We start from the raw sequence: 26,511 nt of genomic DNA, 5'->3' as shown, positions 1-26,511 counted from the left end.
CTTTTTATGAAAACAAACAGAGCTTTTTGGTTTCCCCTTGAATAAAAATTAATATACAGTGAAAAAGAATTAATATAATAAAATTTATAGATCACAATGAAATCAAATGACCGTACCCCCCGTATATTTTCTATTTCCCTCGGAACTCCTTTTCTGCCTCATTTTGTTGATGCACTTCTCTCTGGAACTCTTATTGATAACTTTGCATCAAATGGGGATATCCAAACCGCTCTTGCTGATACTCTTATTTATGTACCAACACGCCGCGCTGCTCGTGCATTACGAACAGCTTTTTTTGAAAAAAGCCATACAAAATCTAGCTTTTTGCCTACCATATGTCCCTTGGGAGATATAAATGAAAAAAGTTTTCTTTTTGTTGAAAATAATGAAAATACTTTGCTCAATACTCCCCCTATTGGAGAAAGTGAACGTCTCCTTCTTTTAGCCCGTCTTATTCGCCTTTGGCGTGAAAATTTACCAACTCATCTACAGTCTATGTTTGGCACAGAAGATGTTTTTATTCCTGCTAGGACCGCTGATGCAATTTGGCTTGCCCAAGATTTAGCACACTTGATGGATGAAATAGAAACAGAATCTGTAGATTGGTCAAGACTTAAAGAAATTGTACCCGATATGGTTGCCGAATGGTGGCAAATAACCTTAGATTTTCTCACTATTGTAACACAAAGCTGGCCACAAATTTTAAAAGAAAGACAACAATGTAATCCCGCTGAATGGCGTAATCAAGCATTCAAAATGCATACAGATATTTTATACCGTACACAACCTCATAAAACTATTATCGCTGCTGGTGTAGCAAGCTCCATTCCTACAATTGCAAATCTTTTAAAAGTAATTGCCTGTTTACCAAAAGGAGCTGTGATTCTTCCAGGCCTTGACCTTCAAATGGATGAAATACAATGGAATGCCTTAGGTGCATTTAATAAAGAAAAAACAACTTTTAACCCTTCTGACCATATTGCTGCTTTTAGTCATCCTCAATATCATTTAAAAAAACTTTTATCTCTCATGAAATGTCAACGCATTCATGTCCGCGAAATCGGTCAGCAAAGCGCTATAAAAATCCAACGTGCTGTTCTTTTATCGGAAGCATTACGACCAGCTTCCACGACAGATTTATGGGCTCAAATCACACGTGATGATTATGAAAATATTTGTGCAGATTGGTCATTGATTGAAGCTCCCAATGAGCGTGAAGAAGCTTTAGCTATTTCTCTTGCCTTACGCAATACCATTGAAGATCCTAAAAAAACTGCAGCACTTGTTACAAATGACCGCAATTTAGCACGTCGTGTAGCAGCTGAATTACAAAGATTTGGAATTGAAGCCAATGACTCAGGTGAAATACCACTTGCACAAACATTACCTGCAACCCTATTACGGCTTCTTTTAGAAAACATTTTTAAACCTGGTGATCCCGTTGCTTTTCTTTCTCTTCTCAAACATCCACTCACAACATTAGAATATAATCATAATTATTTGCGTGAGATGGCTGAGAATTTTGAATTACTTGTCCTTCGAGGAAATTCTTGCCGGATTAATCTTTGTGAATGTGACCAATTTTTTAAAACATGGATGCAAACACATTTTCATAAGATTTCTAAGAGTTATATGCCTGATTTACAAAAGATTGAAGAAGCAAAGTTTCTTTGTCATCTTTTAGTCAGAGCAGTTGAACCTTTAGTGACATTAATAAAACAAGAGAGAGAATGCAGCATCAATGAAGCTGCTATAGCAACTGTTGAAGTTTTTGAAAATTTTGGTCGCGATGCTGATAATTCTCTTGCACATCTTTATCAAAATGAAGCAGGCAAAGCCTTAGCAACTTTTTTGCGTGAATTGGTTAGTGATCAATCAGGATTAAAATTTCATCTTTATGAATGGCCTGCTCTGTTTTCAGCTCTGATGGCCACCCGTTCTGTGAGTCCTTCCCTTGGAGGACATCCTCGTTTGTTTATCTGGGGAACTTTGGAATCGCGTTTGCAAACCGTTAATACAGTGGTCATAGGTAGTTTAAATGAGGGATCATGGCCGATAAAAACCCACAATGACGCTTTTTTATCACGGCCAATGAAAATGACTTTAACTCTTGAACCACCAGAACAACGTATTGGCCTTTCGGCTCATGATTTCCAGTGGGCGATGGGAATGGATCAAGTGATTATGAGTCGAGCTACACGCGTCAATCATACTCCTTCTGTTCCATCACGCTGGCTACAACGTTTAGAAACCGTTATAGGCAAACAAGTTTGGAAGCAAATCTGCACACGAGGAGAACTCTTCCTTCATTGGGCAAAAATGCTGGATAATACAAAGAGCATCATCCCTGCGGAACGGCCTTGCCCTGTACCACCACTTGATATGCGTCCACGCCATTTTTCAGTCACAGAAATAGAAACATTACGGCATGATCCTTATGCCATTTATGCAAAAAAAATCTTACGACTCAAACCACTTAAACCACTCATCCATGATCCTTGTTCAGCTGAGCGTGGAACACTTTATCATGCTATTCTTGCTGCCTTTTGCACACAAATAAAAAATCAAAATGCTACTAATATGCTCGAGATATTACTCACCATTGGACGTAAAGAATTTGATAAATTAAATTTACCTCCTGATATTGAAATAATTTGGTGGCTAAATTTTGAAAATCTTGCTCCCTTTCTGATTCAATGGGAACAAAGCCTTGGATCAAGAAAACGATATGCTGAAGTTATTGCTCAAAACACCCTCATAGGAGAAACAGGGGTAACTCTTTCAGGACGTGCAGATCGTCTTGATATTTTGCCAGATAAAACAGTTGAAATCATTGATTTTAAAACCAGCACTCCCCCTTCATCGACACAGGTTATTAACTTATTTTCTCCACAATTAGCATTAGAGACAGCTTTATTAATGCAAGGAGCCTTTGTAGATTTTAAGGGTCTTACTCCCTCTAATTTACTTTACATTTCCTTAAAAGGAAAAGGGACAATTAAACCTATAGCCATTATAAATAAAAAAACAAAAGATCAAGAAAACGCAATCTCTCTTGGTAAAAAAGCATGGAAGTATCTTATTTCATTGATCAATTATTATCAGAATCCACAACAAGGTTATCTTTCACATGCAGTTCCCTTAAAAAAATCTTATGAAGGCGACTATGACCATCTAGCTCGATTATTAGAATGGTCTATTGGTTTCGATAAAGCGGATCAATCATGACTCTTTTTTCTATTCCTCAAACAGCTCTTGATACACAAGCAAAAGCCACAGATCCGACAACAAGTGTATGGGTTTCTGCGAATGCAGGATCTGGAAAAACCCATGTTTTAACTGAACGTGTCATCCGCTTACTTTTAAATGGAACACCTCCAGCACGTATTTTATGTCTTACCTATACCAACGCAGCCGCTTCTGTTATGCAATCGCGTATTTTTCGTACACTATCCAATTGGAGTGGGCTTGACGACAAACAGCTTCAAACAATTTTATCAAAGCTTGAAAATAAACCCGTTAATACACAAAAACTTGCCAACGCCCGTCAATTATTTGCCCGCGCTCTTGAAACACCAGGCGGCCTAAAAATTCAAACTTTTCATGCATTTTGTGAATCTTTATTACATCAATTTCCACTAGAAGCGAATATTGCTAGCCATTTTGAACTGTTAGATGATATAAATCGGAAAAAATTATTACAGCAAGCCCGTCGCAAACTTTTAATCCATCGTGATGCACAATTAGCGTTAAAAGAATTATTTAAAATTATCAGTGAAAATACGCTCAATCAATTGCTCTATGAAGCAACTCAAAAACAGCATGAATTATCTGAGTTCTTACCTTTCATCTTCTCTGAAAATGGAACAGAACAATTCCGTACATTTTTTAATTTAGCACCGAATGACACAAACCAACAACTGCTCGATAAAATTCAACAAATTGCTGCGCTTCCTTCTTACGCAATAAAATATTATCAAACCCATAGCACACCAAAAAACAAAGATATAATCGAGAAATTTTTACAGTTAGCAACATCATCTGATGAAACAAATATCATCAACCTTGTTTCAAATATTTATTTTGAAAAATCAGGAAAACCACGTGATTTTTCGCGCTTATTTTCTAAAAAATCAGACGAAATCTGGCCTTTTATCGAAAAAGAAATCGAAGACAAACAAAACCAGCTTCCTCTTCTTTTAGACAAATATCAATGTGTCAAACTTGTTACACTTAACATAGCAGCTTTTCAGCTTTGTGATATTTATCTCAAAATCTATACGGATTTAAAAAAAGCCAATAACCTCTTAGATTTTGACGACCTCATTGAACGTACACTCTATTTATTGCAGCATAAAGGTGCAAGTCAGTGGGTACAATATAAACTCGACCGTGGAATTGATCATATTTTACTAGATGAAGCACAAGATACCAATCCTAAGCAATGGCAAATTATTCAACTTTTAGCGCAAGAGTTTTTTACAGGTCACAGTCAACGTACAAATACACGTACTGTTTTTGCTGTTGGTGATGAAAAACAATCTATCTATTCTTTTCAAGGGGCTGTACTAGAAAATTTTGCTGAAAATGGCCGAATAATTCAAAAGAAAGTTAAACAAGTTGAACAAAAATTTGAAAAAATACAACTCAATTATTCTTTTCGCTCTACAGCTGATGTCCTTAAAAGCGTTGATCTTGTCTTTGAATCACCCGAAAATTATAAAGGGCTTTCAGCAGAACAAGCAAAAACAGTCCATGAACCTATCCGTATTCATAGTCCAGGCGATGTTATTATATGGGATGCCATCTCCAAAAAAACAAACGAATTTCCTGATGACTGGCTCTCAACTGTTGATCATCTGGATACACCCCAAATACGCTTAGCAGAAAAAATTGCTGAAACTATTTCTAATTGGTTGAAAAATGGTGAAATGCTCCCAGCAAAACAACGTTTACTGCGTGCTGGTGATATTATGGTTTTGGTTCGTAAACGTGATCAATTTGTTCCTGCCCTTTCTCGTGCACTCAAACTCCGTCATGTCCCTGTCGCTGGTGCTGATCGTTTACAATTAACGACCCATATTAGTGTGCGTGATTTAATGGCACTTGCGCGTTTTGTTTTGCAACCGCAAGATGATCTTTCCCTTGCCTGTGTTTTAAAAAGTCCACTTTTTTCCCTTAGTGAAGACGAACTTTATCAACTTGCCGTTCAACGTACGGGCTCTCTTTGGGAAAGCCTTTCAATTCATTCTTCATCGCATACCGTTTTTAAAATTATTTTTGATCGTCTTAACACATATCGAACTTTAGTTGATAAAATGCCCGTTTTTGAATTTTATAGTTATATTCTCAACAACGATAAAGGACGACAGAAAATCATTGCTCGTTTAGGAACTGAAGCAAATGAAGTCCTTGATGCTTTTATAGATCACACACTCACTATTCAAAAAACTGGATTACCAGGATTACAAGCTTTTTTGGAAATATTGAGTATTAATGAACCAGAAATCAAACGTGAGCTTGATCAAAATTGTGAAGAAGTAAGAATTATGACGGTTCACGCCGCCAAAGGGCTTGAAGGAGCTATTGTCTTTCTGGTCGATCCAGGAAGTGCAATATGGCATCCGCAATATGCACCACACTTTCTTAAATGCTCCTTAGGAGATAAGCAAGCTTTCATCTGGCGCCCAAATGCACAACATCATACAAAACATTTTGACAAAGTGCTTTCACGTTTAAAAGAACGTGCCGAAGAAGAATATAAACGTCTCCTTTATGTGGGTATGACACGCGCCGAAGATCGACTCATTATTTGTGGTTATACGAATCAAAGAGAAACCCCGAATACATGGCTGCAATTAGTAAAGAAAGCTCTTAAACCTCATGCCGTTCCTATAAAAGGTCCTGCAGAAGATATCACAGCTTGGCGTTATTGCATCACCCCTTCCTGTCCAGCACCAATGTATCAAGAAATATCTTGTGAAACTCACCAAATTTTTCCACCTTTACCTGCGTTTTTTCATAATAAAGTACCTACAGAATCAACCTTATCAAAACCTCTAAAGCCCTCTGTTGTGGGAATCAATGACACCAAAACTAAATTTTTTCCCCAGAAGGAACGCTTTAGCATCTCACCTGTCTTAGGAGAAAAAAATACCAAGAAAACTTTTTCTATTGAATATGGTAATTTTATTCACCAATTACTGCAACATTTGCCCAATTACCCCCCTACAAAACGCCAAGATTACGCGCAATTCTATTTAAATACAAAAGCTTCTCATTGGCATAAAACCCAAAGAGAAAAAGCCCTTCATCATATTTGGACAATCTTAGATAATCCAGACCTTAAGCCATTTTTTTCTAACCTTTCACATGCTGAAGTTGCACTCATGGGTATCGTAAAAATTAATGGTAAAGAACAAATGGTTTCTGGTCAAATTGACCGTTTATGTATCACCCATAATAGTGTTTTTTTTGCTGATTTCAAAACTGGTCTTTCACCAGAAAATGATACCGATATTAAGCAACACCATTTATTACAAATGGCACTTTATCAGAAATTGTTGCAAACCATCTATCCTGATAAAAATATGCATGCTCTTCTCATTTATATAAAAAAAGCCAAGATCTTTAAATTGCTTCCTGAAAAACTTGACGCACTTCTTGATGAAATCATTTTATAAAAATAAAAAGGGAAAATTTTTCTAAAAAATCTATTATAATTTATTTTTACAATAACTTAACATAAATAATTCATACTCATTTATAAAAGCAGTAAAGGATAAATCAATGACATGTATAAAAATTGATAGTAGCAATTTTGAAAATGAAGTTCTCACTTCTCCTCTTCCTGTTGTTGTTGATTTTTGGGCAGAGTGGTGTGGTCCTTGCAAAAGCATTGCACCAATCCTTGATGAAATTGCAACAGAAATGCAAAGCCAGATTAAAGTCGCTAAAATTAACATTGATGAAAATCCAGATTTAGCTACGCAATATGGAATAAGATCGATTCCTACTTTATTGATGTTTACAAATGGAAAGGTATCATCCAATAAAGTTGGTGCTACATCTAAAGGACATCTTGTTGAATGGATTAAAAATAGTCTTGGTTAAATTTCCTCGTGATTCTTTTTCTAAAAGAAAGGAGCTCAAAGTGCTCCTTTTCATTTAAAAATTCTCTACGATTGTAAGCTTAAACTACTAAAATTCTTTACAATAAGTCTGTTAATTATTCTATTTATCCAACTGTTTACTGTATTATTAATCATAATTTATAATAAATAGTAGATAAGATTATGAGCTTATATTTTCTGAAAAATATGCGTTTTGAAAATACAATTTTGTTTTAGTTTACTTTATATCGGCTTCATAAAAACAATTTAAGAAAAAAATCATTTAAAAGATGTTGGTTATTTATTAAACTTTTAAAAATGATAAATGCATCGAATAATAGTTGTTATTTTTGATATAATTACAATAGTTAATATTTCTTTGTTGTTTCAATTTTTACTTAGATTAACTTTTAAGCTCCTTACTATCGTAATTGTTTTTTATCTAGTATAAATTAAAAATAAATATGTACGTAAATGTCAAAAATCTTTAAAATTACTACTGATTAAGTAAATATATGGATATTTAAAAACAATAAATTACAGATCTAAGTAAATTAATTGTACCGAACATAACTATTTGATACTTAAGGAAAATTCGAAAAGTTTACAAATTTCAGCTAAAAAAGCTGCTACGCTAATAAATCTTGATGAACCGCTGATTTTTAAGGTTATTTTATACTATAAGAAATTGGAATTAACAAATATAGGAAATGATATTGCGATTCTTCAAGAAAAATGGCTGAATATATTTGAGAAAAATAAGTCAAGCTAAGAATTTTATGGAAAAAACTCAATATTTTTTTTGTTTTAATCTGAAGTCACATTAAAAAAAGTATCAAGCTTTTATATAAAATTTTATCAGATTAATTTAGAATATTTAAAAAACCCAGCTATTGAATAAAAAATTCATGCTTTAGTAATGACTAAAAGATCACAATTGAAAGAAAGACTTATTTTGACTAAAATAATATTTCTTTTGTAAACAATTAAAAAAATTACCTTATATATTACTTCGGCTTTTATTAAACTTTGCTAATGTAAAGAAATTTTTTAAAAAATAAAAAAGTAAGCGAGATTAAGATGTTTAAAAAAATTTTTACTGTTGTATGCACTATGATTATGACTGTTGTTGGTTCGGCTTGGGCACAAACACCAAATCGTTTACAACAATTTGAAGCTTGGGGAGCCTATTCTTATAAAGCACCAGACAATATGATTTGTTATATATTATCAGTTCCTTTAAAGGCAGATCCAACAACTGTTAAACACGGTGATAATTTCTTTTTGGTAACCAAACGTTCTAATTCTCCTGTTTCGTTTGAACCACAATTTATGGCTGGTTATCCACTTAAAGAGGGATCAAAAGTTACTGTCACTATTAAAGATAAAAATTTTGACTTTTTTACAAAAGATTCATCTGCTTGGTTAACATCATCAGGAATGGAAAAACAGCTTGTTGCTGCTATGCGTTCAGGAGCGGATATGACCGTGAGAGCTATCTCAAAACGAGGAACTCACACTACCTATACTTACTCTTTAAAGGGAGTGACAGCTGCGTTAAATATGGCGCAAAGATGTCACTAAATATTTATAATTCTAAAATAGCTGATAAAATGGAAAACCATGGCCGTTTCACATGACCTTAGATCTATTGAAACATATCAAATATTAAAAGCAAAGAGTACTATAATAACGAAACAACCTAAATTACCTTTAATTGGCTTATCGCACGATGAAATGGCACAGGCTTTACAGGCAATTGGTGTTCCAGAACATCAAACGCAAATGCGTGTACGTCAACTTTGGCATTGGCTTTATGTGCGTGGGATTTCTCATTTTGATGAAATGTTAAATATTTCTAAGCCAATGCGGGAGATGCTCAAAGAGCATTTCTCTATTGCGCGTCCAGAAATTGTTGCGGAGCAAATATCACAAGATGGTACTCGTAAATGGCTTTTACGATTTCCAGCTTCTGGAGCAGGGAAACCTGTTGAAGTTGAAACAGTTTATATCCCTGAAGAAGGGCGTGGTACTTTATGTATTTCATCTCAGGTAGGATGCACATTAACATGTTCTTTTTGTCATACAGGAACACAAAAACTTGTTCGTAATCTAACAGTTGAAGAGATTTTAGTGCAATTATTGGTTGCCCGTGACTGTTTAGGTGATTTTCCTGATAAGAAGACACCTGATAGTGCAATTATCCCAATTGAAGGACGTAAAATTACTAATATTGTTATGATGGGTATGGGTGAACCGCTTTATAATTTTGAAGCGGTTAAAAAAGCTTTATTGATTGCTTCTGATGGAAATGGGCTTTCTTTGTCGAAACGCCGAATTACTCTTTCAACCAGTGGAGTAGTTCCTAGAATTATAAGAACAGGAAAAGAAATTGGCGTTATGTTAGCAATTTCACTCCATGCAGTACATGATGCATTGCGAGATATCCTTGTTCCAATTAATAAAAAATACCCTCTTGCTTTGTTAATGGAAGCTTGCCGTAATTATCCTGGACTTTCAAATGCTAAGAGAATTACATTTGAATATGTTATGCTGAAAAATGTAAATGATAGTTTAGACGATGCAAGAAGATTAATTCAACTGCTTAAAGGTATTCCTGCTAAAATCAATTTGATTCCTTTTAATCCATGGCCTGGAAGTAATTATCAATGTTCTGATTGGGAACACATCGAACGTTTCGCTGATATCATTAATAAAGCAGGTTATGCTTCGCCTATTCGCGTGCCACGTGGACGTGATATTTTGGCCGCATGTGGGCAGCTTAAATCAGCCTCAAAGCGTTTAGCTAAATCTGAACGGATGAGACTTGAAAATATAATTGATAATGAATAAATTCGGTTTTTCAAGATCAGTTGAGAGTAGAACAAAACTGGTAAAAATTCCTGCAATAAATCGTTCAAGAAAACGATTGCAAAAAGAGTTGTTAAAAAAATTTTGAATATTTATTTGTCATAAAACTATAGAAATTATAATGAACAAAGAAATATTTAAAAATCTTCAAAACTGGCAATTTATGTAGTCATACAATCATGAGCATTAATCAATTATTGTAAGAAAGTTATGTTAAAAAAATAACTTTAGGATTACCGGTTAAATAGTTGCATTTAAGACTATGGCATTCTGAAAACATTAAATGTTAACACAAAGCCTGAAAAGCAAGCCATAAAAGCGCGTGGTAATATAAAATAAATGCCGATAGATCGGCCATAGCCATAACTTAGAGAATAAAGCCGTTGTACAGACGAAAGCGCACATAATTCCAACTTATTTATTATGTAATGGTACGTTCTAATGAGAGTATAATATTAAGTCGTAAAGTGAAAGAAAAATAACTTTGCTAAAGTGCATTATAAAACAATAAACCATTTGACTAAAAATGACATATTAATTTCTTTTTTGCTTAGAAATTAAGTGTCATGACTTATATCTTTTATCGATTTTCTCTTTTATTTTTTGAATCTTTTTTATGTTGTTTTAAAAAATTTATCTTCATTCCTTGCATGGTTTTTATTTCTGAGTAAAAGATAAAGGGAGGAAATAATAATAAGAGCTTAAAAATGAAAAAATGGAAAGATATTAAAAAAGTTGTTTTAGCTTATTCAGGGGGACTAGATACATCAATCATTCTCAAATGGTTGCAAAATGAACTAGGAGCTGAAATTGTAACCTTTACAGCAGATTTAGGTCAAGGAGAGGAACTGGAGCTTGCACGTCATAAAGCTGAAATGCTTGGTGTTAAAGAAATTTATATTGAAGATTTACGGGAAGAATTTGTGCGTGATTTTGTGTTCCCGATGTTTCGAGCCAATACGGTTTATGAAGGAGCTTATCTTTTAGGAACATCGATTGCTCGTCCACTTATTTCAAAACGTCTCGTTGAAATTGCCCAAAAAACCAATGCAGATGCCATCGCTCATGGAGCAACGGGAAAAGGCAATGATCAAGTACGCTTCGAACTTTCTGCTTATGCTCTTAATCCCGATATTAAAATTATTGCTCCTTGGCGTGATTGGAATTTTAAAAGTCGAACAGATTTGATTGAATTTGCGCATGCGCATCAAATTCCTGTAGAGAAAGATAAACAAGGTGAAGCGCCTTTTTCAGTAGATGCAAATTTATTGCATTCTTCATCAGAAGGAAAGATTTTAGAAGATCCAGCAGTTTCTGCTCCTGAATATGTGCATACGCGTACTCTTTCCCCAGAAGCTGCTCCAGATCAAGCAACTATAATTACAATTGGTTTTAAAAAAGGAGATGCTATTTCAATTAATGGAAAAGTTTTATCTCCTGCGGATTTGTTAACTCAATTAAATAGCTATGGGTGTAAAAATGGTATTGGTCGATTAGATTTGGTAGAAAATCGCTTTGTGGGTATGAAATCGCGTGGTATTTATGAAACACCAGGAGGAACTATTCTTTTAACTGCTCACCGAGCAATGGAATCCTTGACACTGGATCGTGGTGCAGCTCACCTGAAAGATGAATTAATGCCACGCTACGCAGAACTTATTTATTACGGTTTTTGGTTTTCACCTGAGCGTAAAATGTTACAAGCAGCGATTGATTTATCTCAAGAAAATGTTGAAGGGGAAGTAACACTAAAACTTTATAAAGGAAATGTAATTGTTGAAGGACGTCAAAGTGAAAAATCACTTTATTCTGATAAGTTGGTGACTTTTGAGAATGACCAAGGTGCTTACGATCAAAAAGATGCGGCAGGTTTTATTAAATTGAATGCATTGCGTTTACGAACATTAGCAGCCCGTTCCTCGAAATTATAAGACTCCATAAACTCATCTTGATAAAATTCATAAAAAAGGTTTTTATATAAAAACCTTTAATTCCGTATTTTCTTTATCTTATTTTTTAGTAAATGTGTCATTATCCAATTTTTAGTTTGATGCCAAAGGATTCATGATCTTTAATATAATAGAAAACTAAGATAATGGTAACTAAAACATCAATAATTCAAATGAATAAATCATGTTTATAATACTTTAAGTTACATAAGATAAGAAAGCTATAACTGAAAATAAGGTATGTATTGATCATGATAAAGGAAAAATGAGAAGATTTTTTTGCTTTTAGATGACTATTATTGACGAAAAAGTTTAACAATCATACACCTTGTCATTAAGTAATTTATTTTTAGGATAAAGATGATGCACAATCCGTATGGTACCTATAACCTTTCACCTGAACTAATAGATTCAGCTGCTCAATCAAAAGCTTGGCCGTTTGAAGAAGCCCGTAAAATTATCAAACGCTATGAAAAAATTGGCTACCCAGAGCATATCTTATTTGAAACAGGTTATGGACCGTCTGGCTTGCCACATATTGGAACTTTTGGGGAAGTTGCACGTACAACTATGGTACGTCATGCATTTCATATTCTTACCGAAAACAAAATTAAAACAAAACTTCTTTGTTTTTCTGATGATATGGATGGTTTGCGCAAAGTTCCTGATAATGTGCCTAATCGAAAAAAAATGGAAAACTATCTTGGTCAACCGCTTAGCCGTATCCCCGATCCTTTTGGAGATGATTATCCTTCTTTTGGAGCTGCTAATAATGCACGTTTGCGTACTTTCCTTGACCGTTTTGGTTTCAACTATGAATTTGCTAGTGCTACCGATTATTATCATTCTGGTCGTTTTGATGAAACACTTCTAAGAATACTGTCCTGTTATGATAAGGTTATGGAGCTCATTCTACCAACATTGGGTAAAGAACGACAAGAAACTTATTCACTTTTTCTGCCTATTTCTCCACTTTCTGGAAAAGTATTACAGGTCCCAATGATTGCTCGAAATGTTGAGAAAGGAACTGTAACCTATATCGAACCTGAAACAGGTGAGCCCATTGAAACAGAAATTACAGGTGGAAAAGTTAAGTGTCAGTGGAAAGTGGATTGGGCAATGCGCTGGACTGCACTCGGAATTGATTACGAAATGGCGGGAAAAGATCTTATCGATTCAACAAATCTTTCTTCTAAAATTTGCAAAATTCTTGGTGGCAAGCCTCCTGAGGGATTTAATTATGAGCTTTTTTTGGATGATAAGGGACAAAAAATTTCCAAATCTAAAGGAAATGGTTTGACTATTGATGAGTGGTTAACTTATGCACCAACAGAAAGTTTAGGACTCTATATGTTCTTAAAACCAAAAACAGCAAAACGGCTTTATTTTGATGTTATTCCAAAAACTGTTGATGAGTATTACGCACATCTTTCAGCATATGAGCATCAGCAATGGAAAGAGCGTCTTAATAATCCCGTATGGCATATTCATCATGGATGTCCTCCTCAGGTCAATTTGCCTGTTTCTTTTGCTATGCTGTTGAATTTGGTCAGTGCTTCTAATGCTGAAAATAAAGACGTTCTTTGGGGATTTATTTCTCGTTATGCTAAAGGAGCTAATGCGCAAATATATCCGATGCTTGACCAGTTAGTACAGTTTGCTCTTAAATATTTTGAGACATTCGTAAAACCAAATAAAAAATTTCGTACAGCTGATGAAAATGAACGCTCAGTATTGATTCAAATTGATACAAAATTAGCGAGTTTGCCGAAAACTGTTGATGGAAATACTCTTCAAAATGCACTTCTTGATGTTGCACGCTTAACCGAATGCTATCAAGACCATAGCAAAAAAAATCCAGAAGGGGGGCCTGGTGTTTCAAGTGTTTTTTTTCAAATGCTTTATGAAGTACTCTTAGGACAAGAACGAGGACCACGGTTTGGATCATTTATAGCACTGTATGGAATTGATGAGACACGTGCACTCATTGCTACAGCACTTGCCCGATCGGTAGAAAAATAATGGAACGTAGAGCACAAGAAGTAAAACGACGGCGTACATTTGCAATCATCGCGCATCCTGATGCCGGAAAGACAACCTTAACAGAAAAGTTGTTATTATTTGGTGGTGCTATTCAGTTGGCTGGTGAGGTGAAAGCAAAAAAAGACCGTATTCAAACCCGTTCTGATTGGATGAATATTGAACGCGACCGTGGTATTTCTGTTGTTACATCCGTAATGACATTTGAATATGAAAATCATATTTTTAATTTGTTAGATACCCCAGGTCATGAGGATTTTTCGGATGACACATATCGTACTTTAACAGCCGTTGATAGTGCAATTATGGTACTCGATGGAGCACGCGGAATTGAGCCAAGAACACTCAAACTATTTGAAGTATGCCGAATGCGTGATATCCCTATTGTCACTTTTGTTAATAAAATGGACCGTGAAGCCCGTGATCCCTTAGAAATTTTAGACGAAATTGAAGAAAAACTTGCGCTTGATACTGCTCCAATCACTTGGCCTATTGGTATAGGAAAGAATTTTACTGGCACTTTTGATCTTCACAATAATTGTTTTCGCCAGCAAGATCATGAGGTTATTTCACAAACGATTTCTGATCTTCGCGAAGTTGCAAATTTGCTTCCTGAAAATCAACAAACACTCTTTATTGAAGGGGTAGAGCTTGCTCGCAGTGCTTGCAAGAAATTTAATCTTAAAGCTTTCTATGAAGGGTATATGACACCTGTTTATTTCGGTTCAGCTTTACGAAATTTTGGTGTCCGTGATTTGATTAATGCCCTGATTGATTTTGGTCCAAGCCCTCGTGATCAGGTAGCTGATCAACGAAATGTAGTGGCTACTGAACCCAAAATGACCGGTTTTGTCTTTAAAATTCAAGCGAATATGGATCCCAATCATCGTGATCGTATTGCATTTTTGCGGGTGTGTTCAGGAACACTTGAACGCGGTATGAAAACAAAGTTAGTACGAACAGGAAAATCAATGACACTTTCAGCACCGCAGTTTTTCTTTGCGCGTTCACGTCAAATTGCTGATCAAGTGTATGCTGGTGATATAGTAGGTATTCCGAACCACGGAACTTTGCGTATTGGAGATACCTTGACTGAAGGAGAAGATATTCTCTTTAAAGGCGTACCAAATTTTGCACCAGAAATTTTACGTCGCGTTCACTTAGGTGACCCGATGAAAGCAAAAAAACTAAAAGACGCTTTGCATCAAATGGCTGAAGAGGGAGTCGTACAGTTATTTATCCCTTATGATGGTTCCCCAGCTCTTATTGGTGTTATTGGTGCTTTGCAAATTGATGTTTTAACAGAACGACTTAAAGTAGAATATTCTCTACCTGTGAGTTTTGAATCATCGCGTTTTAACGTATGTCGTTGGATTTCTGCAGAAAGTAAAGAAGAACTTCAAAATTTTCTTACTCATCATCGATCCGCTATTGCGCATGATTTAGACAGTGATCCAGTTTTTTTAGCAGAAAATCATTTTTCGTTAAATTATGAAGCAGAAAGAGCCCCGAAAATAAAATTTGTCGCTTTTAAAGATTATCAGATACGCTCTAAATAAAAAAGGATTTTTAATTTAAAAAAAAGAAATTATTATAAATAAAAACATTAAAATGAGCTATGATTCTTTTGTAAGTTTAAAAATTTTATAGTGAATTAGACTATTCTTTTTCTAATCGTCACGAAATACTTATATATCATATGACAATAATTTTTAAACTTGAATATTCTATAGAAATGGAAAAACTAAAGAGAAAACTGCTCTCCCAAATAAATTTCACGAACATCAGCATTATTGATAATGTCGTTCGGACAACCATGAACTAGCACTTTTCCTGCGTGAATAATATAAGCACGATCAACAAGCTCCAATGTTTCACGCACATTATGATCCGTTACTAAAACGCCAATACCACGTTGAGTTAAATGACGAACAAGCTGTTTAATATCAGAAATAGCGATGGGATCAATTCCTGCAAAAGGTTCATCAAGCAACATAAAGTTGGGGCGAGAAGCTAAAGCGCGTGCAATTTCAAGACGCCTACGTTCACCTCCCGATAAAGAAAGAGCGGGCATTTTTCGTAAATGATCAATTTTGAATTCATGCAAAAGGGCATCCAACTCTTCATGGCGTTTAAAGCGATCTTTTTGAATTACTTCCAAAACAGCCTTAATATTATTTTCTACTGAGAGACCACGAAAAATTGAAGCTTCTTGCGGTAAATATCCAATCCCTAAACGAGCACGCCGATACATTGGCAAATGGGTAATATCAAACCCATCAATCTCGATTGAACCACCATCGGATTTTACTAAACCTGTAACCATATAAAAACAGGTCGTTTTGCCAGCACCATTAGGACCCAAAATACCGACAGTTTCTCCAGCGTGAATATTAAAAGAAACACGATCAACAACCTGTCTTCCTCGATAAACTTTAACTAAATTATGAGCAACTAAAGTCCTTGAGGTTTTTTTTAAAACCCTACTCGTAAGGTTGTGTTCAATCGTCTTTTTTTCTCTTTTGATTCCAAACATGAAATCTTAACGACCATTCTTTGAGCTTGATTCTAAAATAATCGAAACACGATTCTTTTTTCTAGGAGTCTTACATCCTTCAAGAGAAGCTTTTCCAGTTTTCATATTCGCTGTTAATATGCATCCTTGAGCGACATTATCGCCATCAGTCAACACAACATTATTACCTGTTAAGATTATCATATTCGATTGTCCATCAAAAATAGCTTTATCACCCGTAGCAGTTTGTTTTGCCATTTTTATATAAACCTCACCTAAAGCTTCTACTTTTTGAATATCTGTCGAACCAATCTTTTCAGGAAAAATCGATTGTCTCCTCAACTGATTTATACCACCTGTTATATGTGCTTTATTATAATAAATAACTAATTTTGACGTTCGTAAAAGTCGTTCGCCCTGCATCACTGAAACATCGCCATTAAAAACAGCAATGCCTTCCTTATCACGTATTTCTAAAGAATCTGCGTAAAGTTCCATTGGCTCTTGCCCATTTAACCCATCGATTCCAAAATGAGTGACTGCAGCATATCCATTAATTGATCCCAATATCGCTAGACTTAAAGTTAAGAGACTTACCTGTTCTTTACACGATTTTTTTGTCTTCATTCTTAATTTTTTTTCTCGTATAAATGTACATACGCCTTCTATAAACACTACTCCAAGTTCCTTCTATTATTTTTCCTTCTTATCAAGAACAATACGTACCCCCCTTTGGAAATACATAACTTGCTCTTTCTCACAGACTTGCAGAGCATTTGCTATAAGATGAAAATTGGCGCTTTGAATATTCACAGGCTGATCTGTATTAAATTGGCTTTTAGATAAATCAATATTTGCAGCTATAAATTTTGCAATTATCCCATCTTTCGTTGTAACCGTAAAAGGTTCATTTAATTGTAAATGACTTTTAATATTATCATAAACTCCTCCTTGTGCATCAATAAAAATTTGCCCCTGTCCTTTTGTAGGGACTTCAGCTGTAATATTCTTTAACCCAATAATTCCAGAAGACTTACGATCTTGAAACGCCTTTTCTGCTTTAATCCAGTAAGGCTTATGAAAATTTGTATAACTTTCTAATCTTGGATTAAGCATTGTTAATTGTGCTATTTCCTCTTCTTCATGACTCAAAAGCACCTTATCAAAGGAAAAAGAAATAGAAAAAAATGTGAACCAACAAAAAATTAATGCTATAATCAATGCAAGAAATGGTAAACAAATTTTTAACAAGCGAACCTTATGGGAATGAAAATAGGTTTTTTTTAAAATATTGCTAAAAGATGATTCTATAGAAAAAAATTCATATTGGTTACGCACAGTCATATTGTTAATTTCCCAGATATTTCACTTTTTTTATTTATAGAGTTTTTATAAGGCATGTTTTAAATTTTATTTATTGCAATCTTTCTTTTACTGGCTTTATTTTACTGTTAATGATTTATATATTGGAATATGCATATCTTATATATGTAACGTGCATATATGAAACACACAATTATAACAAAAATCTTTTTTCGTATGAAAGAGAGGCTATTTTGGTTAAATCAGAACTTGTACAAATTATTGCTCGTCATAATCCGCATCTTATGCAGCGCGATGCAGAAAATGTTGTGAGTGCTATTTTTGAAAAAATTTCAGCTGCTCTCGCTAATGGTCAACGTGTTGAACTCCGTGGTTTCGGTGCTTTTTCTATAAAAACACGTTCAGCTCGTAATGGTCGCAATCCACGAACAGGTGAAACTGTTATGGTCGAAGAAAAATGGGTTCCTTTTTTCAAAACAGGCAAAGATCTGCGTGACCGGCTTAATAAATGAGTAAATCCATGATCATTAAACGCTTTCTCTTAGCGGTTATTTTGGCGCCTATTACAGCTTTTTTGATTGGCTTTATCGTTGCTAATCGCCAAGTTGTTATATTAACGCTTAATCCTTTTCAAAACAATTCTGAACATTTTACTTATCAAGCTCCTCTTTTTGTTTGGCTTTTTACTTTTTTTTGTTTTGGTCTTTTGTTAAGCAGTATAATCAATTGGTTTGCACAATACAAAAACCGTAAAGCCTTAAAAGAAAGCAAAGCTCAAATAGAGAAATTAAAAATATCAATTGCTAATAAATCTAATACGGTAGCACTCTAACAAAATCTTTTCTATAGTGCTCAAAAGATAACAAATCTAAAGATGTTTTCTCTTGTTTCCTGTACATAGTTTAATTACCTTACGACTCTTAACATCATAAGGACTTCAACGAATATTTAAAATAATCCCTTTTTAGGACAATATATTACGACACTCAATATGCCTGTACAATGTCTCCAACCACACTCTCATAAAGTATACCCACAAGAGAAATTGCCTTTCATTTTAGAAACAGGTGCAAGCACAGATTATGCTTTAATTGATTCTGGAAATGGAAAAAAACTGGAGCGTTATGGTTCCTACCGTATTATTCGGCCAGAAAGTCAAGCGCTATGGCAACCAGCTTTATCACAGAAAAATTGGGCTAATGTTGATGCAATTTTTACAGGTAACCGAGATGAAGAAGGAGTTGGTCGTTGGTATTTTCCTAAAAAGCCTCTTGGTGAAACATGGCCACTTTCTTGGAATGGCTTATCTTTTCTGGGACGTTTTACTTCCTTTCGTCATGTGGGTGTTTTTCCCGAACAAGATGCTCATTGGCGTTCACTAGAAGAACAAATTATTAAAACCAATCGTCCTATCAAATTATTAAATCTTTTTGGCTATACAGGCATTGCTTCTCTCATTGGTGCACGTTTAGGTGCGATTGTTACCCATGTTGATGCTTCTAAAAAAGCTATCAGTTGGGCGAAAGCTAATCAAGAAAAAGCAGGATTATTAGATCGTCCCATTCGCTGGATATGCGACGATGCAATAAAATTTGTTGAACGTGAATTACGCCGTCAAAAAAGCTATGATTTGATTCTCCTTGATCCTCCTGCTTATGGACGCGGACCTCATAATGAAATTTGGCAATTGTTTGATCACTTACCCACCATGATTAAAAACTGCCGCAAACTCTTATCGAATAAACCACTTGCTGTCGTTCTTACAGTTTATTCTATTCGTGCTTCCTTCTATACGTTTCATACTTTGATGCGTGATGCATTTACAAATCTTGGTGGTACGATAGAGTCAGGAGAATTGATTTTGCGTGAAGAATCGGCTGGACGAGCTCTTTCTACTTCACTTTTTAGCCGTTGGATTGCTTGAACATGTGTAAACAAAAAACCGGCAAAGTGAAAGAAATTACATCCCTTAGCAATCCTATTATTAAATATCTTAAAGCGCTAAACAAAAAGAAAAACCGTAATCGAGAAAGTATTTTCATGGCAGAAGGACTAAAATTAGTCATTGATGCTCTAAATCTTGGTTGGACAATTCACACACTTATCGTTTCTAAAAATTCACTGAGTAATTCCATCATTGAAAATACCGCTGCAAATGCTATAGCCAATGGTGGTTCTGTAATTAAAGCCTCACAAAAGGTTTTAGAATCCATTACCCACCGCGATAACCCACAAACGGTCATTGGTATTTTTAAGCAACAATGGCACTCTATTGAAAAAATAATAAGACAAATCGATGATGTCTATATCGCCCTTGATCGTGTGCGTGATCCTGGAAATCTTGGAACTATCATCCGTACTGCTGATGCAGCAGGAGCCAAAGGAATTATTTTAATTGGAGAAACAACAGATCCCTTTTCACCAGAAACAGTACGTGCAACAATGGGATCTATATTTTCCGTACCACTTTATCGTTGTAATGAAAGTACTTTTTTAAATTGGTCTACACATTTTAAAGGGATGATCGTTGGTACGCACCTTAAAGGATCTGTAGATTACCGCACAATTGATTTTAAAAATGGTCCGATTATACTTTTAATGGGAAATGAACAACAAGGTTTATCGGATGTTCTCGTAAATCACTGTCATAAGCTGGCGCGCATCCCACAATGTGGGCATGCCGATTCGCTTAATTTAGCAGTAGCAACAGCTATTATGCTCTATGAAATTCGTCGTTCTTATTTAACTCTTAAAGTCATGCAGGGATAAAAAATGACAAGGAAATCATTGCTCTTTCTTTTTTTTACTTTAATCTTTACAGTGGGGCTTGATCAAGCAATCAAATATTGGATTATGCATAGCTTACAATTAGGAGCAGAAATACCGATTTTTTCTTTTATTTCTCTTTATCATGTTCGCAATACTGGCATTGCATTTTCATTCCTTTCTTCCTACCCTCATTGGGGAATTATTGCTCTTACGCTCATTATTATTGTTTTTCTTTTATGGTTGTTGAAAAATACTGCAAAAGACAAATTTTTATCGCATTTTGGTATTACCCTTATTATCGGTGGGGCAATCGGTAATCTCATTGATCGTGTTCGTTTTCATTATGTCATAGATTACCTGTTATTTCATATTCGTGATGTTTTTTCTTTTGCTGTTTTCAATCTTGCTGATACTTTTATCACACTTGGTGCTGTTGCTGTTTTAATTGACGAATTTTGCATATGCGCTAAAAAAAAACGTTATTCTAATAACACATCTCTTGAATAAAGAAATTTTGTGATTTTTTTTAAATTTTTTAACAGTTTCTGGCCTCTTTCAAAGGCTCTATAGAGCTACATTAGCCTAGAAAAGCTCGCTTTTCTGTGTTAGTATATAAATAAAAAAAGTACACTTTTTCTTAGATCTGTTAAGGTTTTCATGATTATAGGATATAGATAAAAATTTTTAAAACCTTCTTACAAACACTAAAGATTAATTTTCACAGAAATCATTATTATAATCAATTAAAACAATAGAACTTATTCAAAAGAAAGAGAATATTAGAAGCGTTCTTTCTCTTTGAAGGATCGTGTATTCACTTTTTTATTTTACAAGCGACTTAGAAAACATCAACCATATTGAATTTTTTTGCTTATCCATTTTATTTTTCTTTAGTCACTAAAATTAACAAAATTTGTACTACCGTCATAATACTGTTTTTACATCAATCACATTACACTTCTCTTATATACTCTAGAGAAAAATAACCATTTATTACTAATTTTTAAACTTTTCTTTCAATAAAAAACTCTTGTAATTTCCAAATAAATCCCCATAATAGAGGGAAGTGTGCTAGAATTCCATTAAGGCTTTGAGAGCATTTATATTTGCTTAACAAAAAAGGCTTATATTTTAAGAGCATAAAGGAGTATAAGCTTCTTTTAACTCGAGTACCTTAAGGAACATATGCTAAAGGACTTATATTATGGCTGATTTTAAAAATTTACGTTCGGCATCTGTTTCTCATGCCGATGCATCAATTGATCAAGGGTTGCGCAGTTATATGCTGGGCGTCTATAACACAATGGCCATTGGTTTGCTTACTACAGCTGCTGCCGCTTATGCAATCGCGTCATTGGCTACAACAACAGATATGAGTCAAGCTGCAGCTCAAATCAATGGAAGTGTTTATTTAACATCATTTGGTGTGACATTTTATATGTCACCGTTTTCTTATGTTATTATGTTTGCACCGCTAGTAGCTGTATTATTTCTCAGTTTTAAAATTAATACGCTTAGTACTAGTGTCGCGCGGAGCCTCTTTTTTGGTTACGCTACTCTTGTAGGACTCTCGCTATCGTCTATTATTCTACGTTATACGCCAGAAAGTATTGTACAAACATTTGTTATTACTTCTGCTGCTTTTGGTTCTTTATCACTATATGGTTATACTACAAAGCGTGATCTTACAGCTGTAGGTTCATTTTTGTTTATGGGTTTAATTGGTTTAATGCTTGCTACAATTGTAAACATTTTTCTTGGATCAAGTGCTTTACAATTTGCAATCTCTGTGATTGGTGTTCTCGTTTTTGCTGGTTTAACAGCTTACAATACGCAACACATAAAGTTGATGTATTATGAAGGAGATGGATATGATACTCGCAGCCGTAAGATTATCATGGGTGCATTGAATCTATATCTTGATTTCATTAATATGTTTGTTTTTTTATTGCAATTTCTCGGTTCTAATCGCGATTAATAAAAATTATTATTTAACTTAAAAGCCTTGTTTTTAAGAAAGCAGGGCTTTTTTATCTTTTACATAAGTGCTGTTTTTAAATCTATTGACGTGATTAAACACTAAAAATAACAAAAAACTAAAATTTTGTTGGCTTGTTACATTGATCCAGAAAAAAATTCATAATTCTTTATTAAGGGCAATTTATAATCACTCTGGTTATCATAAAAATGTAACCAATCATAATGATAACTATGATCTTACTATAGCCTCTTATAATATCCACAAATGTGTTGGTGTTGATAAAATTTTTAATCCTGCTCGTATTGTACATGTTATCGCTGAATTACAAACAGACATTCTCGCTCTTCAAGAAGCGGATAAGCGTTTTGGTGAACGCACGGGTTTGATTGATCTTCAACTCTTAAAAGCTGAAACAGGGTTAATTCCAGTGCCTTTAAAAACTATGTCACCGAATGGCCATGGCTGGCATGGTAATGCTCTTTTTTTGCGCCAAGGATCTGTACATAATATCTCACAAATCACTTTACCTGGTTTTGAACCCCGTGGAGCTATAATTGTAGAATTAAAAATGAAGTCAGGCTTTATTCGTGTTATAGCAACTCACTTTGGTTTGTTACGCCATTCTCGTAATCAGCAAGTTAAAATGCTTCTTGCGCTTCTTAAAAAATATTCTGTTATGCCTACGCTTCTCATTGGTGACTTAAATGAATGGCGCAAAGATAAAGGCTCATCATTAAATTTTTTTTCCCCTTACTTTGATATCACACTTGGTAGCGTACCAAGTTTCCCTTCTCGTTTTCCTTTTTTATCTCTTGACAAAATTTTTGCTTTTCCTCATCAATTATTGATAAATGTTGAAAACCATTATTCACCACTTGCACGTATTGCCTCTGATCACTTGCCTATTAAAGCATATCTTAACCTTTCAAAAGCAATGTCTACTCTTAAACATAAACTGAATAAAACAAATTAATGTGCCTCATCCCAATTTTGAGCAGCTATAACTTTCACTTCAAGCGGTACAGATAAAGATAATGCTGGCATTGTAGCGTTTTCCATAACTTTTTTAATGAGAATCGTAGTTTTTTTACTTTCAGATTTGGGAACTTCAAAAATAAGTTCATCATGTACTTGCAATAACATTTTAGCCGACAATCTTTCTTTTTCTAAAGCATTTTCCATTTGAATCATAGCACGACGAATAATGTCCGCTGCTGACCCTTGGATTGGTGCATTGATAGCAGCTCGTTCATTAAAAGAACGAATTTGTGGTTTATCGGTTTTTATTTCAGGATAGTGGATACGACGTCCAAAAATGGTCTCTACATAACCATAATGACGCGCGAATATTTTTGTTCTTTCCATATAATCCTCTATTCCTGGAAATCTTTCAAAATAGAGCTGAATATAATCGCTAGCTTCCTTACGTGAAATTCCCAATTGGCTTGCTAAGCCAAAAGGCGAAATGCCATAAATAATACCAAAATTAATAGCTTTCGCACGTCGACGTATCTCTGATGTCATTCCTTCAACTGCAACTCCAAACATTTGAGATGCAGTCATAGCATGAATATCCTGACCTTTTGCAAATGCTTCTTTTAATGCCGTTATATCAGCAACATGAGCAAGAATACGTAATTCAATCTGACTATAATCAGCTGATAATAATAAGTGTCCTTTTGAAGCAACAAAAGCTGCTCGGATTTTTCTTCCCTCAGCAGTTCTTACTGGAATATTCTGCAGATTAGGTTCTGATGATGATAATCGTCCTGTCAATGTTGTTGCTAGAGAATAATTTGTATGAACACGGCCAGTTGTAGGCAAGATATAAGAAGGTAAAGCATCTGTATAGGTAGATTTTAGTTTTGTAAGTTGGCGCCAATCAATAATTTTTCTTGGTAAAATATGGCCTTCAGCAGCTAATTCTTCTAAAGTTTGTGCAGATGTTGACCATTGTCCACTTTTCGTCTTAGTGCCACCAGGTAAGCCCATTTTACCAAAAAGGATATCCCCTAGTTGCTTTGGTGAAGCAATATTAAATTTTTCACCAACAAGCTGATAAATTTCCTCTCCCAAATTTAAAACAGTCTGTGCCAATTCTCCTGAAAGGCGTGATAAAATCTGTCGATCGACAAGAATTCCACGTTCTTCCATTCTTGCGAGAATTTCTATTAATGGACGATCAAGACGTTCATAAATTTTTGTCATCTTTTGTGCAACAAGCTGTGGCTTTAATACTTGCCATAGACGAAGCGTTATATCAGCATCTTCTGCTGCATACAGTGTAGCCTGTTTCAAATCTACTCGTGCAAAAGAAACTATTTTTCTTCGACTATGAGTCAAATCTTTGTAACTAATTGGCTTATGCCCAAGCCAACGCTCAGATAAAACATCCATACCATGTGTCGAAATTCCAGCCTCTAAAGCATAAGATAAAAGCATTGTATCATCAAAAGAGCACATTACAATATTGTGTTGTTTCATGACTAACCAGTCATATTTTATATTCTGGCCAATTTTTAATACGGCTTGATTTTCTAATATAGGTTTTAAAAGTGCTAAAGCTTTTTGTGTTTCAATTTGTGGAACAATACGCCCACCTCCCAAAAGATTATCCTCTTCTGCAACATGTTCAAGTGGAACATAGGCTGCTTTCCCAGGCTGTAACGCCAATGAAAAACCAACAAGCTTTGCTTGCATAGGATTAAGAGAAGTTGTTTCAGTATCAAAGGAAAAATAGCCTTGCTCTTGCGCTTCTAACAGCCATTCTTTTAGAATTTCCTCATCAAGAATAGTCTTATAGGTATCTCTTGTAATTTTTTGAATAAGAGCTTTATCCTTGCGTTTTTGTGCTAAAATTTGTGGAGAATTCTCAGAAAAATCATGAAATAAAACTGTATTATTTTCCTTGCTACTCAAATCAGTCTTGCACGTAGTTTCTTTCCATTCAATATCTAGCTCTAACGCATCAATAGCCGCAGCATCACACGACGTCTCTTTTGCGATACGACGTGTTAGTGCCGTAAACTCCATAGCTTTCAAAAAAGCAATCAAACGCCGACCATCTTGTGGTTCCAAAATAAAATGATCTAAGTCTTTATCTATAGGAACATCTGTTTTAAGTTTAACGAGTTCACGAGAAATTTTTGCCTGCTCACTATAAGTTTTAATATTTTCACGTCGCTTTATTTGCTTAACTTCTGACACACGTTGCAGTAAAAGATCAAGAGAACCAAATTGATCTAATAATTGTGCTGCAATTTTGGGGCCAATACCTGGAATACCTGGTATATTATCTGTTGGGTCTCCAGTTAAAGCCTGCAAATCAATCATTTTTTCAGGTATTACACCCCATTTTTCTATGACTTCAGAGATACCTATATGCTTATCTTTCATACTATCATATAAAGACACATGTTTATTTACTAATTGCATTAAATCTTTATCAGAAGAAATAATCGTTGTTTTTGCTCCAACCTGTGTCGCTAATTGCGCATAGGTAGCAATTAAATCATCTGCTTCAAATCCTTCTTTTTCGATACAAGGCAAATTAAAAGCTTTTGTTGCTTGTCGTATGAGTGCAAACTGAGGAATAAGCTCTTCTGGAGGAGCTGCTCGATTGGCTTTATATTGAGGATAAATTTCCTTACGAAAAGTATTAGATGAATAGTCAAAAATAATAGCAATATGGGTTGGAACAACACCAATAGCGGTATTACGAACGTCACAGAGTAATTTCCATAGCATGTTACAAAAACCAGCTACAGCTCCTACAGGAAGTCCATCCTTTTTCCGTTTTAAAGGTGGTAGAGCGTGATAAGCACGAAAAATATAGCCTGATCCATCAACCAAAAAAAGATGATCATTTTCTTTCATAATGATTTTATTTCTCCCTTTCCATATAAAGAAAATATACTTTTATGTTTTTATTAATCCTATTTTAAAATCTGT

General features: G+C 34.7%; 19 protein-coding genes. 15 read left to right on the top strand and 4 right to left on the bottom strand.

The window, feature by feature from the left end; genetic code table 11:
• Positions 1 to 96 precede the first annotated feature (96 nt).
• The 8 genes from addB (at position 97) to B11cv2_RS06605 (ending at position 15,531) form a co-directional block, all read left to right on the top strand.
• Positions 97 to 3,228 (top strand): double-strand break repair protein AddB, encoded by a 3,132-nt coding sequence (gene addB / locus B11cv2_RS06645; protein WP_100693841.1) that lies wholly within the window; start codon positions 97 to 99, stop codon positions 3,226 to 3,228.
• Positions 3,225 to 6,683, top strand: coding sequence for a double-strand break repair helicase AddA (addA, locus tag B11cv2_RS06640; protein WP_100693840.1), 3,459 nt, complete (start codon positions 3,225 to 3,227; stop codon positions 6,681 to 6,683). Before addB ends, addA begins: the two co-directional genes overlap by 4 nt.
• Before the next feature lie 106 nt (positions 6,684 to 6,789).
• On the top strand, positions 6,790 to 7,113 hold the full coding sequence (gene trxA, locus B11cv2_RS06635) for a thioredoxin (RefSeq protein ID WP_078673449.1): 324 nt from the start codon (positions 6,790 to 6,792) through the stop codon (positions 7,111 to 7,113).
• 1,079 nt (positions 7,114 to 8,192) lie between these two features.
• The gene (locus tag B11cv2_RS06625) at positions 8,193 to 8,696 is read left to right on the top strand and encodes an invasion associated locus B family protein (RefSeq protein ID WP_100693838.1); all 504 of its coding nucleotides are present in this window, start codon (positions 8,193 to 8,195) and stop codon (positions 8,694 to 8,696) included.
• Positions 8,697 to 8,735: 39 nt separating this feature from the next.
• On the top strand, positions 8,736 to 9,965 hold the full coding sequence (gene rlmN / locus B11cv2_RS06620; protein WP_100693837.1) for a 23S rRNA (adenine(2503)-C(2))-methyltransferase RlmN: 1,230 nt from the start codon (positions 8,736 to 8,738) through the stop codon (positions 9,963 to 9,965).
• 725 nt (positions 9,966 to 10,690) lie between these two features.
• The gene (locus tag B11cv2_RS06615; protein WP_100693836.1) at positions 10,691 to 11,914 is read left to right on the top strand and encodes an argininosuccinate synthase; all 1,224 of its coding nucleotides are present in this window, start codon (positions 10,691 to 10,693) and stop codon (positions 11,912 to 11,914) included.
• 381 nt (positions 11,915 to 12,295) lie between these two features.
• Complete coding sequence (locus B11cv2_RS06610; protein ID WP_371410326.1) at positions 12,296 to 13,954, top strand: lysine--tRNA ligase; 1,659 nt, start codon at positions 12,296 to 12,298, stop codon at positions 13,952 to 13,954.
• Positions 13,954 to 15,531, top strand: a complete 1,578-nt coding sequence (locus B11cv2_RS06605) for a peptide chain release factor 3 (protein WP_100693834.1) — start codon at positions 13,954 to 13,956, stop codon at positions 15,529 to 15,531. The genes B11cv2_RS06610 and B11cv2_RS06605 overlap by 1 nt, the downstream gene beginning before the upstream one ends.
• A 185-nt stretch (positions 15,532 to 15,716) precedes the next feature.
• On the opposite strand, the gene lptB is transcribed toward B11cv2_RS06605, so the two are convergent.
• The 3 genes from lptB to lptC all read right to left on the bottom strand — a co-directional run bounded on the left by lptB (position 15,717) and on the right by lptC (position 17,831).
• Positions 15,717 to 16,508, bottom strand: coding sequence for an LPS export ABC transporter ATP-binding protein (gene lptB / locus B11cv2_RS06600; protein ID WP_100693833.1), 792 nt, complete (start codon positions 16,506 to 16,508; stop codon positions 15,717 to 15,719).
• Positions 16,509 to 16,514: 6 nt separating this feature from the next.
• Positions 16,515 to 17,114 (bottom strand): LptA/OstA family protein, encoded by a 600-nt coding sequence (locus tag B11cv2_RS06595; RefSeq protein WP_100693832.1) that lies wholly within the window; start codon positions 17,112 to 17,114, stop codon positions 16,515 to 16,517.
• Between the two features lie 66 nt (positions 17,115 to 17,180).
• Positions 17,181 to 17,831, bottom strand: coding sequence for an LPS export ABC transporter periplasmic protein LptC (gene lptC, locus B11cv2_RS06590; RefSeq protein WP_100693831.1), 651 nt, complete (start codon positions 17,829 to 17,831; stop codon positions 17,181 to 17,183).
• Between the two features lie 212 nt (positions 17,832 to 18,043).
• On the opposite strand from lptC, the gene B11cv2_RS06585 reads away from it, so the two are divergent.
• The 7 genes from B11cv2_RS06585 to B11cv2_RS06555 all read left to right on the top strand — a co-directional run bounded on the left by B11cv2_RS06585 (position 18,044) and on the right by B11cv2_RS06555 (position 23,533).
• The gene (locus B11cv2_RS06585; RefSeq protein WP_035006398.1) at positions 18,044 to 18,322 is read left to right on the top strand and encodes an integration host factor subunit beta; all 279 of its coding nucleotides are present in this window, start codon (positions 18,044 to 18,046) and stop codon (positions 18,320 to 18,322) included.
• Between the two features lie 8 nt (positions 18,323 to 18,330).
• Complete coding sequence (locus tag B11cv2_RS06580) at positions 18,331 to 18,642, top strand: LapA family protein (protein WP_035006399.1); 312 nt, start codon at positions 18,331 to 18,333, stop codon at positions 18,640 to 18,642.
• A 159-nt stretch (positions 18,643 to 18,801) separates the two neighbouring features.
• On the top strand, positions 18,802 to 19,734 hold the full coding sequence (locus B11cv2_RS06575; protein WP_100693830.1) for a class I SAM-dependent methyltransferase: 933 nt from the start codon (positions 18,802 to 18,804) through the stop codon (positions 19,732 to 19,734).
• 2 nt (positions 19,735 to 19,736) lie between these two features.
• On the top strand, positions 19,737 to 20,579 hold the full coding sequence (locus tag B11cv2_RS06570) for an RNA methyltransferase (RefSeq protein WP_100693829.1): 843 nt from the start codon (positions 19,737 to 19,739) through the stop codon (positions 20,577 to 20,579).
• A 3-nt stretch (positions 20,580 to 20,582) separates the two neighbouring features.
• Positions 20,583 to 21,086, top strand: coding sequence for a signal peptidase II (gene lspA, locus B11cv2_RS06565; RefSeq protein ID WP_078673439.1), 504 nt, complete (start codon positions 20,583 to 20,585; stop codon positions 21,084 to 21,086).
• A gap of 697 nt (positions 21,087 to 21,783) precedes the next feature.
• Entirely contained in the window at positions 21,784 to 22,557 is a 774-nt protein-coding gene (locus tag B11cv2_RS06560; RefSeq protein ID WP_100693828.1) for a Bax inhibitor-1/YccA family protein, read from the top strand.
• Positions 22,558 to 22,699: 142 nt separating this feature from the next.
• Positions 22,700 to 23,533 carry an endonuclease/exonuclease/phosphatase family protein gene (locus tag B11cv2_RS06555; protein ID WP_100693827.1) on the top strand — a complete coding sequence of 278 codons (834 nt, stop codon included), beginning with the start codon at positions 22,700 to 22,702 and terminating at the stop codon, positions 23,531 to 23,533.
• On the opposite strand, the gene polA is transcribed toward B11cv2_RS06555, so the two are convergent.
• Positions 23,530 to 26,436 carry a DNA polymerase I gene (gene polA, locus B11cv2_RS06550; protein WP_100693826.1) on the bottom strand — a complete coding sequence of 969 codons (2,907 nt, stop codon included), beginning with the start codon at positions 26,434 to 26,436 and terminating at the stop codon, positions 23,530 to 23,532. The two genes, B11cv2_RS06555 and polA, sit on opposite strands and share 4 nt — an antisense overlap.
• Positions 26,437 to 26,511 lie beyond the last annotated feature (75 nt).

Origin of the sequence: Bartonella sp. 1-1C, assembly GCF_002810325.1 — a bacterium.
Taxonomy (GTDB): Bacteria; Pseudomonadota; Alphaproteobacteria; order Rhizobiales; family Rhizobiaceae; genus Bartonella; species Bartonella rochalimae.
This window is presented reverse-complemented; position numbering and strand designations above follow the sequence as displayed.

Coding starts and splice junctions, on each gene's coding strand:
- addB (WP_100693841.1), top strand. CDS start 97: ATGAAATCAAATGACCGTACCCCCCGTATATTTTCTATTTCCCTCGGA.
- addA (WP_100693840.1), top strand. CDS start 3,225: ATGACTCTTTTTTCTATTCCTCAAACAGCTCTTGATACACAAGCAAAA.
- trxA (WP_078673449.1), top strand. CDS start 6,790: ATGACATGTATAAAAATTGATAGTAGCAATTTTGAAAATGAAGTTCTC.
- B11cv2_RS06625 (WP_100693838.1), top strand. CDS start 8,193: ATGTTTAAAAAAATTTTTACTGTTGTATGCACTATGATTATGACTGTT.
- rlmN (WP_100693837.1), top strand. CDS start 8,736: ATGGCCGTTTCACATGACCTTAGATCTATTGAAACATATCAAATATTA.
- B11cv2_RS06615 (WP_100693836.1), top strand. CDS start 10,691: ATGAAAAAATGGAAAGATATTAAAAAAGTTGTTTTAGCTTATTCAGGG.
- B11cv2_RS06610 (WP_371410326.1), top strand. CDS start 12,296: ATGCACAATCCGTATGGTACCTATAACCTTTCACCTGAACTAATAGAT.
- B11cv2_RS06605 (WP_100693834.1), top strand. CDS start 13,954: ATGGAACGTAGAGCACAAGAAGTAAAACGACGGCGTACATTTGCAATC.
- lptB (WP_100693833.1), bottom strand. CDS start 16,508: ATGTTTGGAATCAAAAGAGAAAAAAAGACGATTGAACACAACCTTACG.
- B11cv2_RS06595 (WP_100693832.1), bottom strand. CDS start 17,114: ATGAAGACAAAAAAATCGTGTAAAGAACAGGTAAGTCTCTTAACTTTA.
- lptC (WP_100693831.1), bottom strand. CDS start 17,831: ATGACTGTGCGTAACCAATATGAATTTTTTTCTATAGAATCATCTTTT.
- B11cv2_RS06580 (WP_035006399.1), top strand. CDS start 18,331: ATGATCATTAAACGCTTTCTCTTAGCGGTTATTTTGGCGCCTATTACA.
- B11cv2_RS06575 (WP_100693830.1), top strand. CDS start 18,802: ATGCCTGTACAATGTCTCCAACCACACTCTCATAAAGTATACCCACAA.
- B11cv2_RS06570 (WP_100693829.1), top strand. CDS start 19,737: ATGTGTAAACAAAAAACCGGCAAAGTGAAAGAAATTACATCCCTTAGC.
- lspA (WP_078673439.1), top strand. CDS start 20,583: ATGACAAGGAAATCATTGCTCTTTCTTTTTTTTACTTTAATCTTTACA.
- B11cv2_RS06560 (WP_100693828.1), top strand. CDS start 21,784: ATGGCTGATTTTAAAAATTTACGTTCGGCATCTGTTTCTCATGCCGAT.
- polA (WP_100693826.1), bottom strand. CDS start 26,436: ATGAAAGAAAATGATCATCTTTTTTTGGTTGATGGATCAGGCTATATT.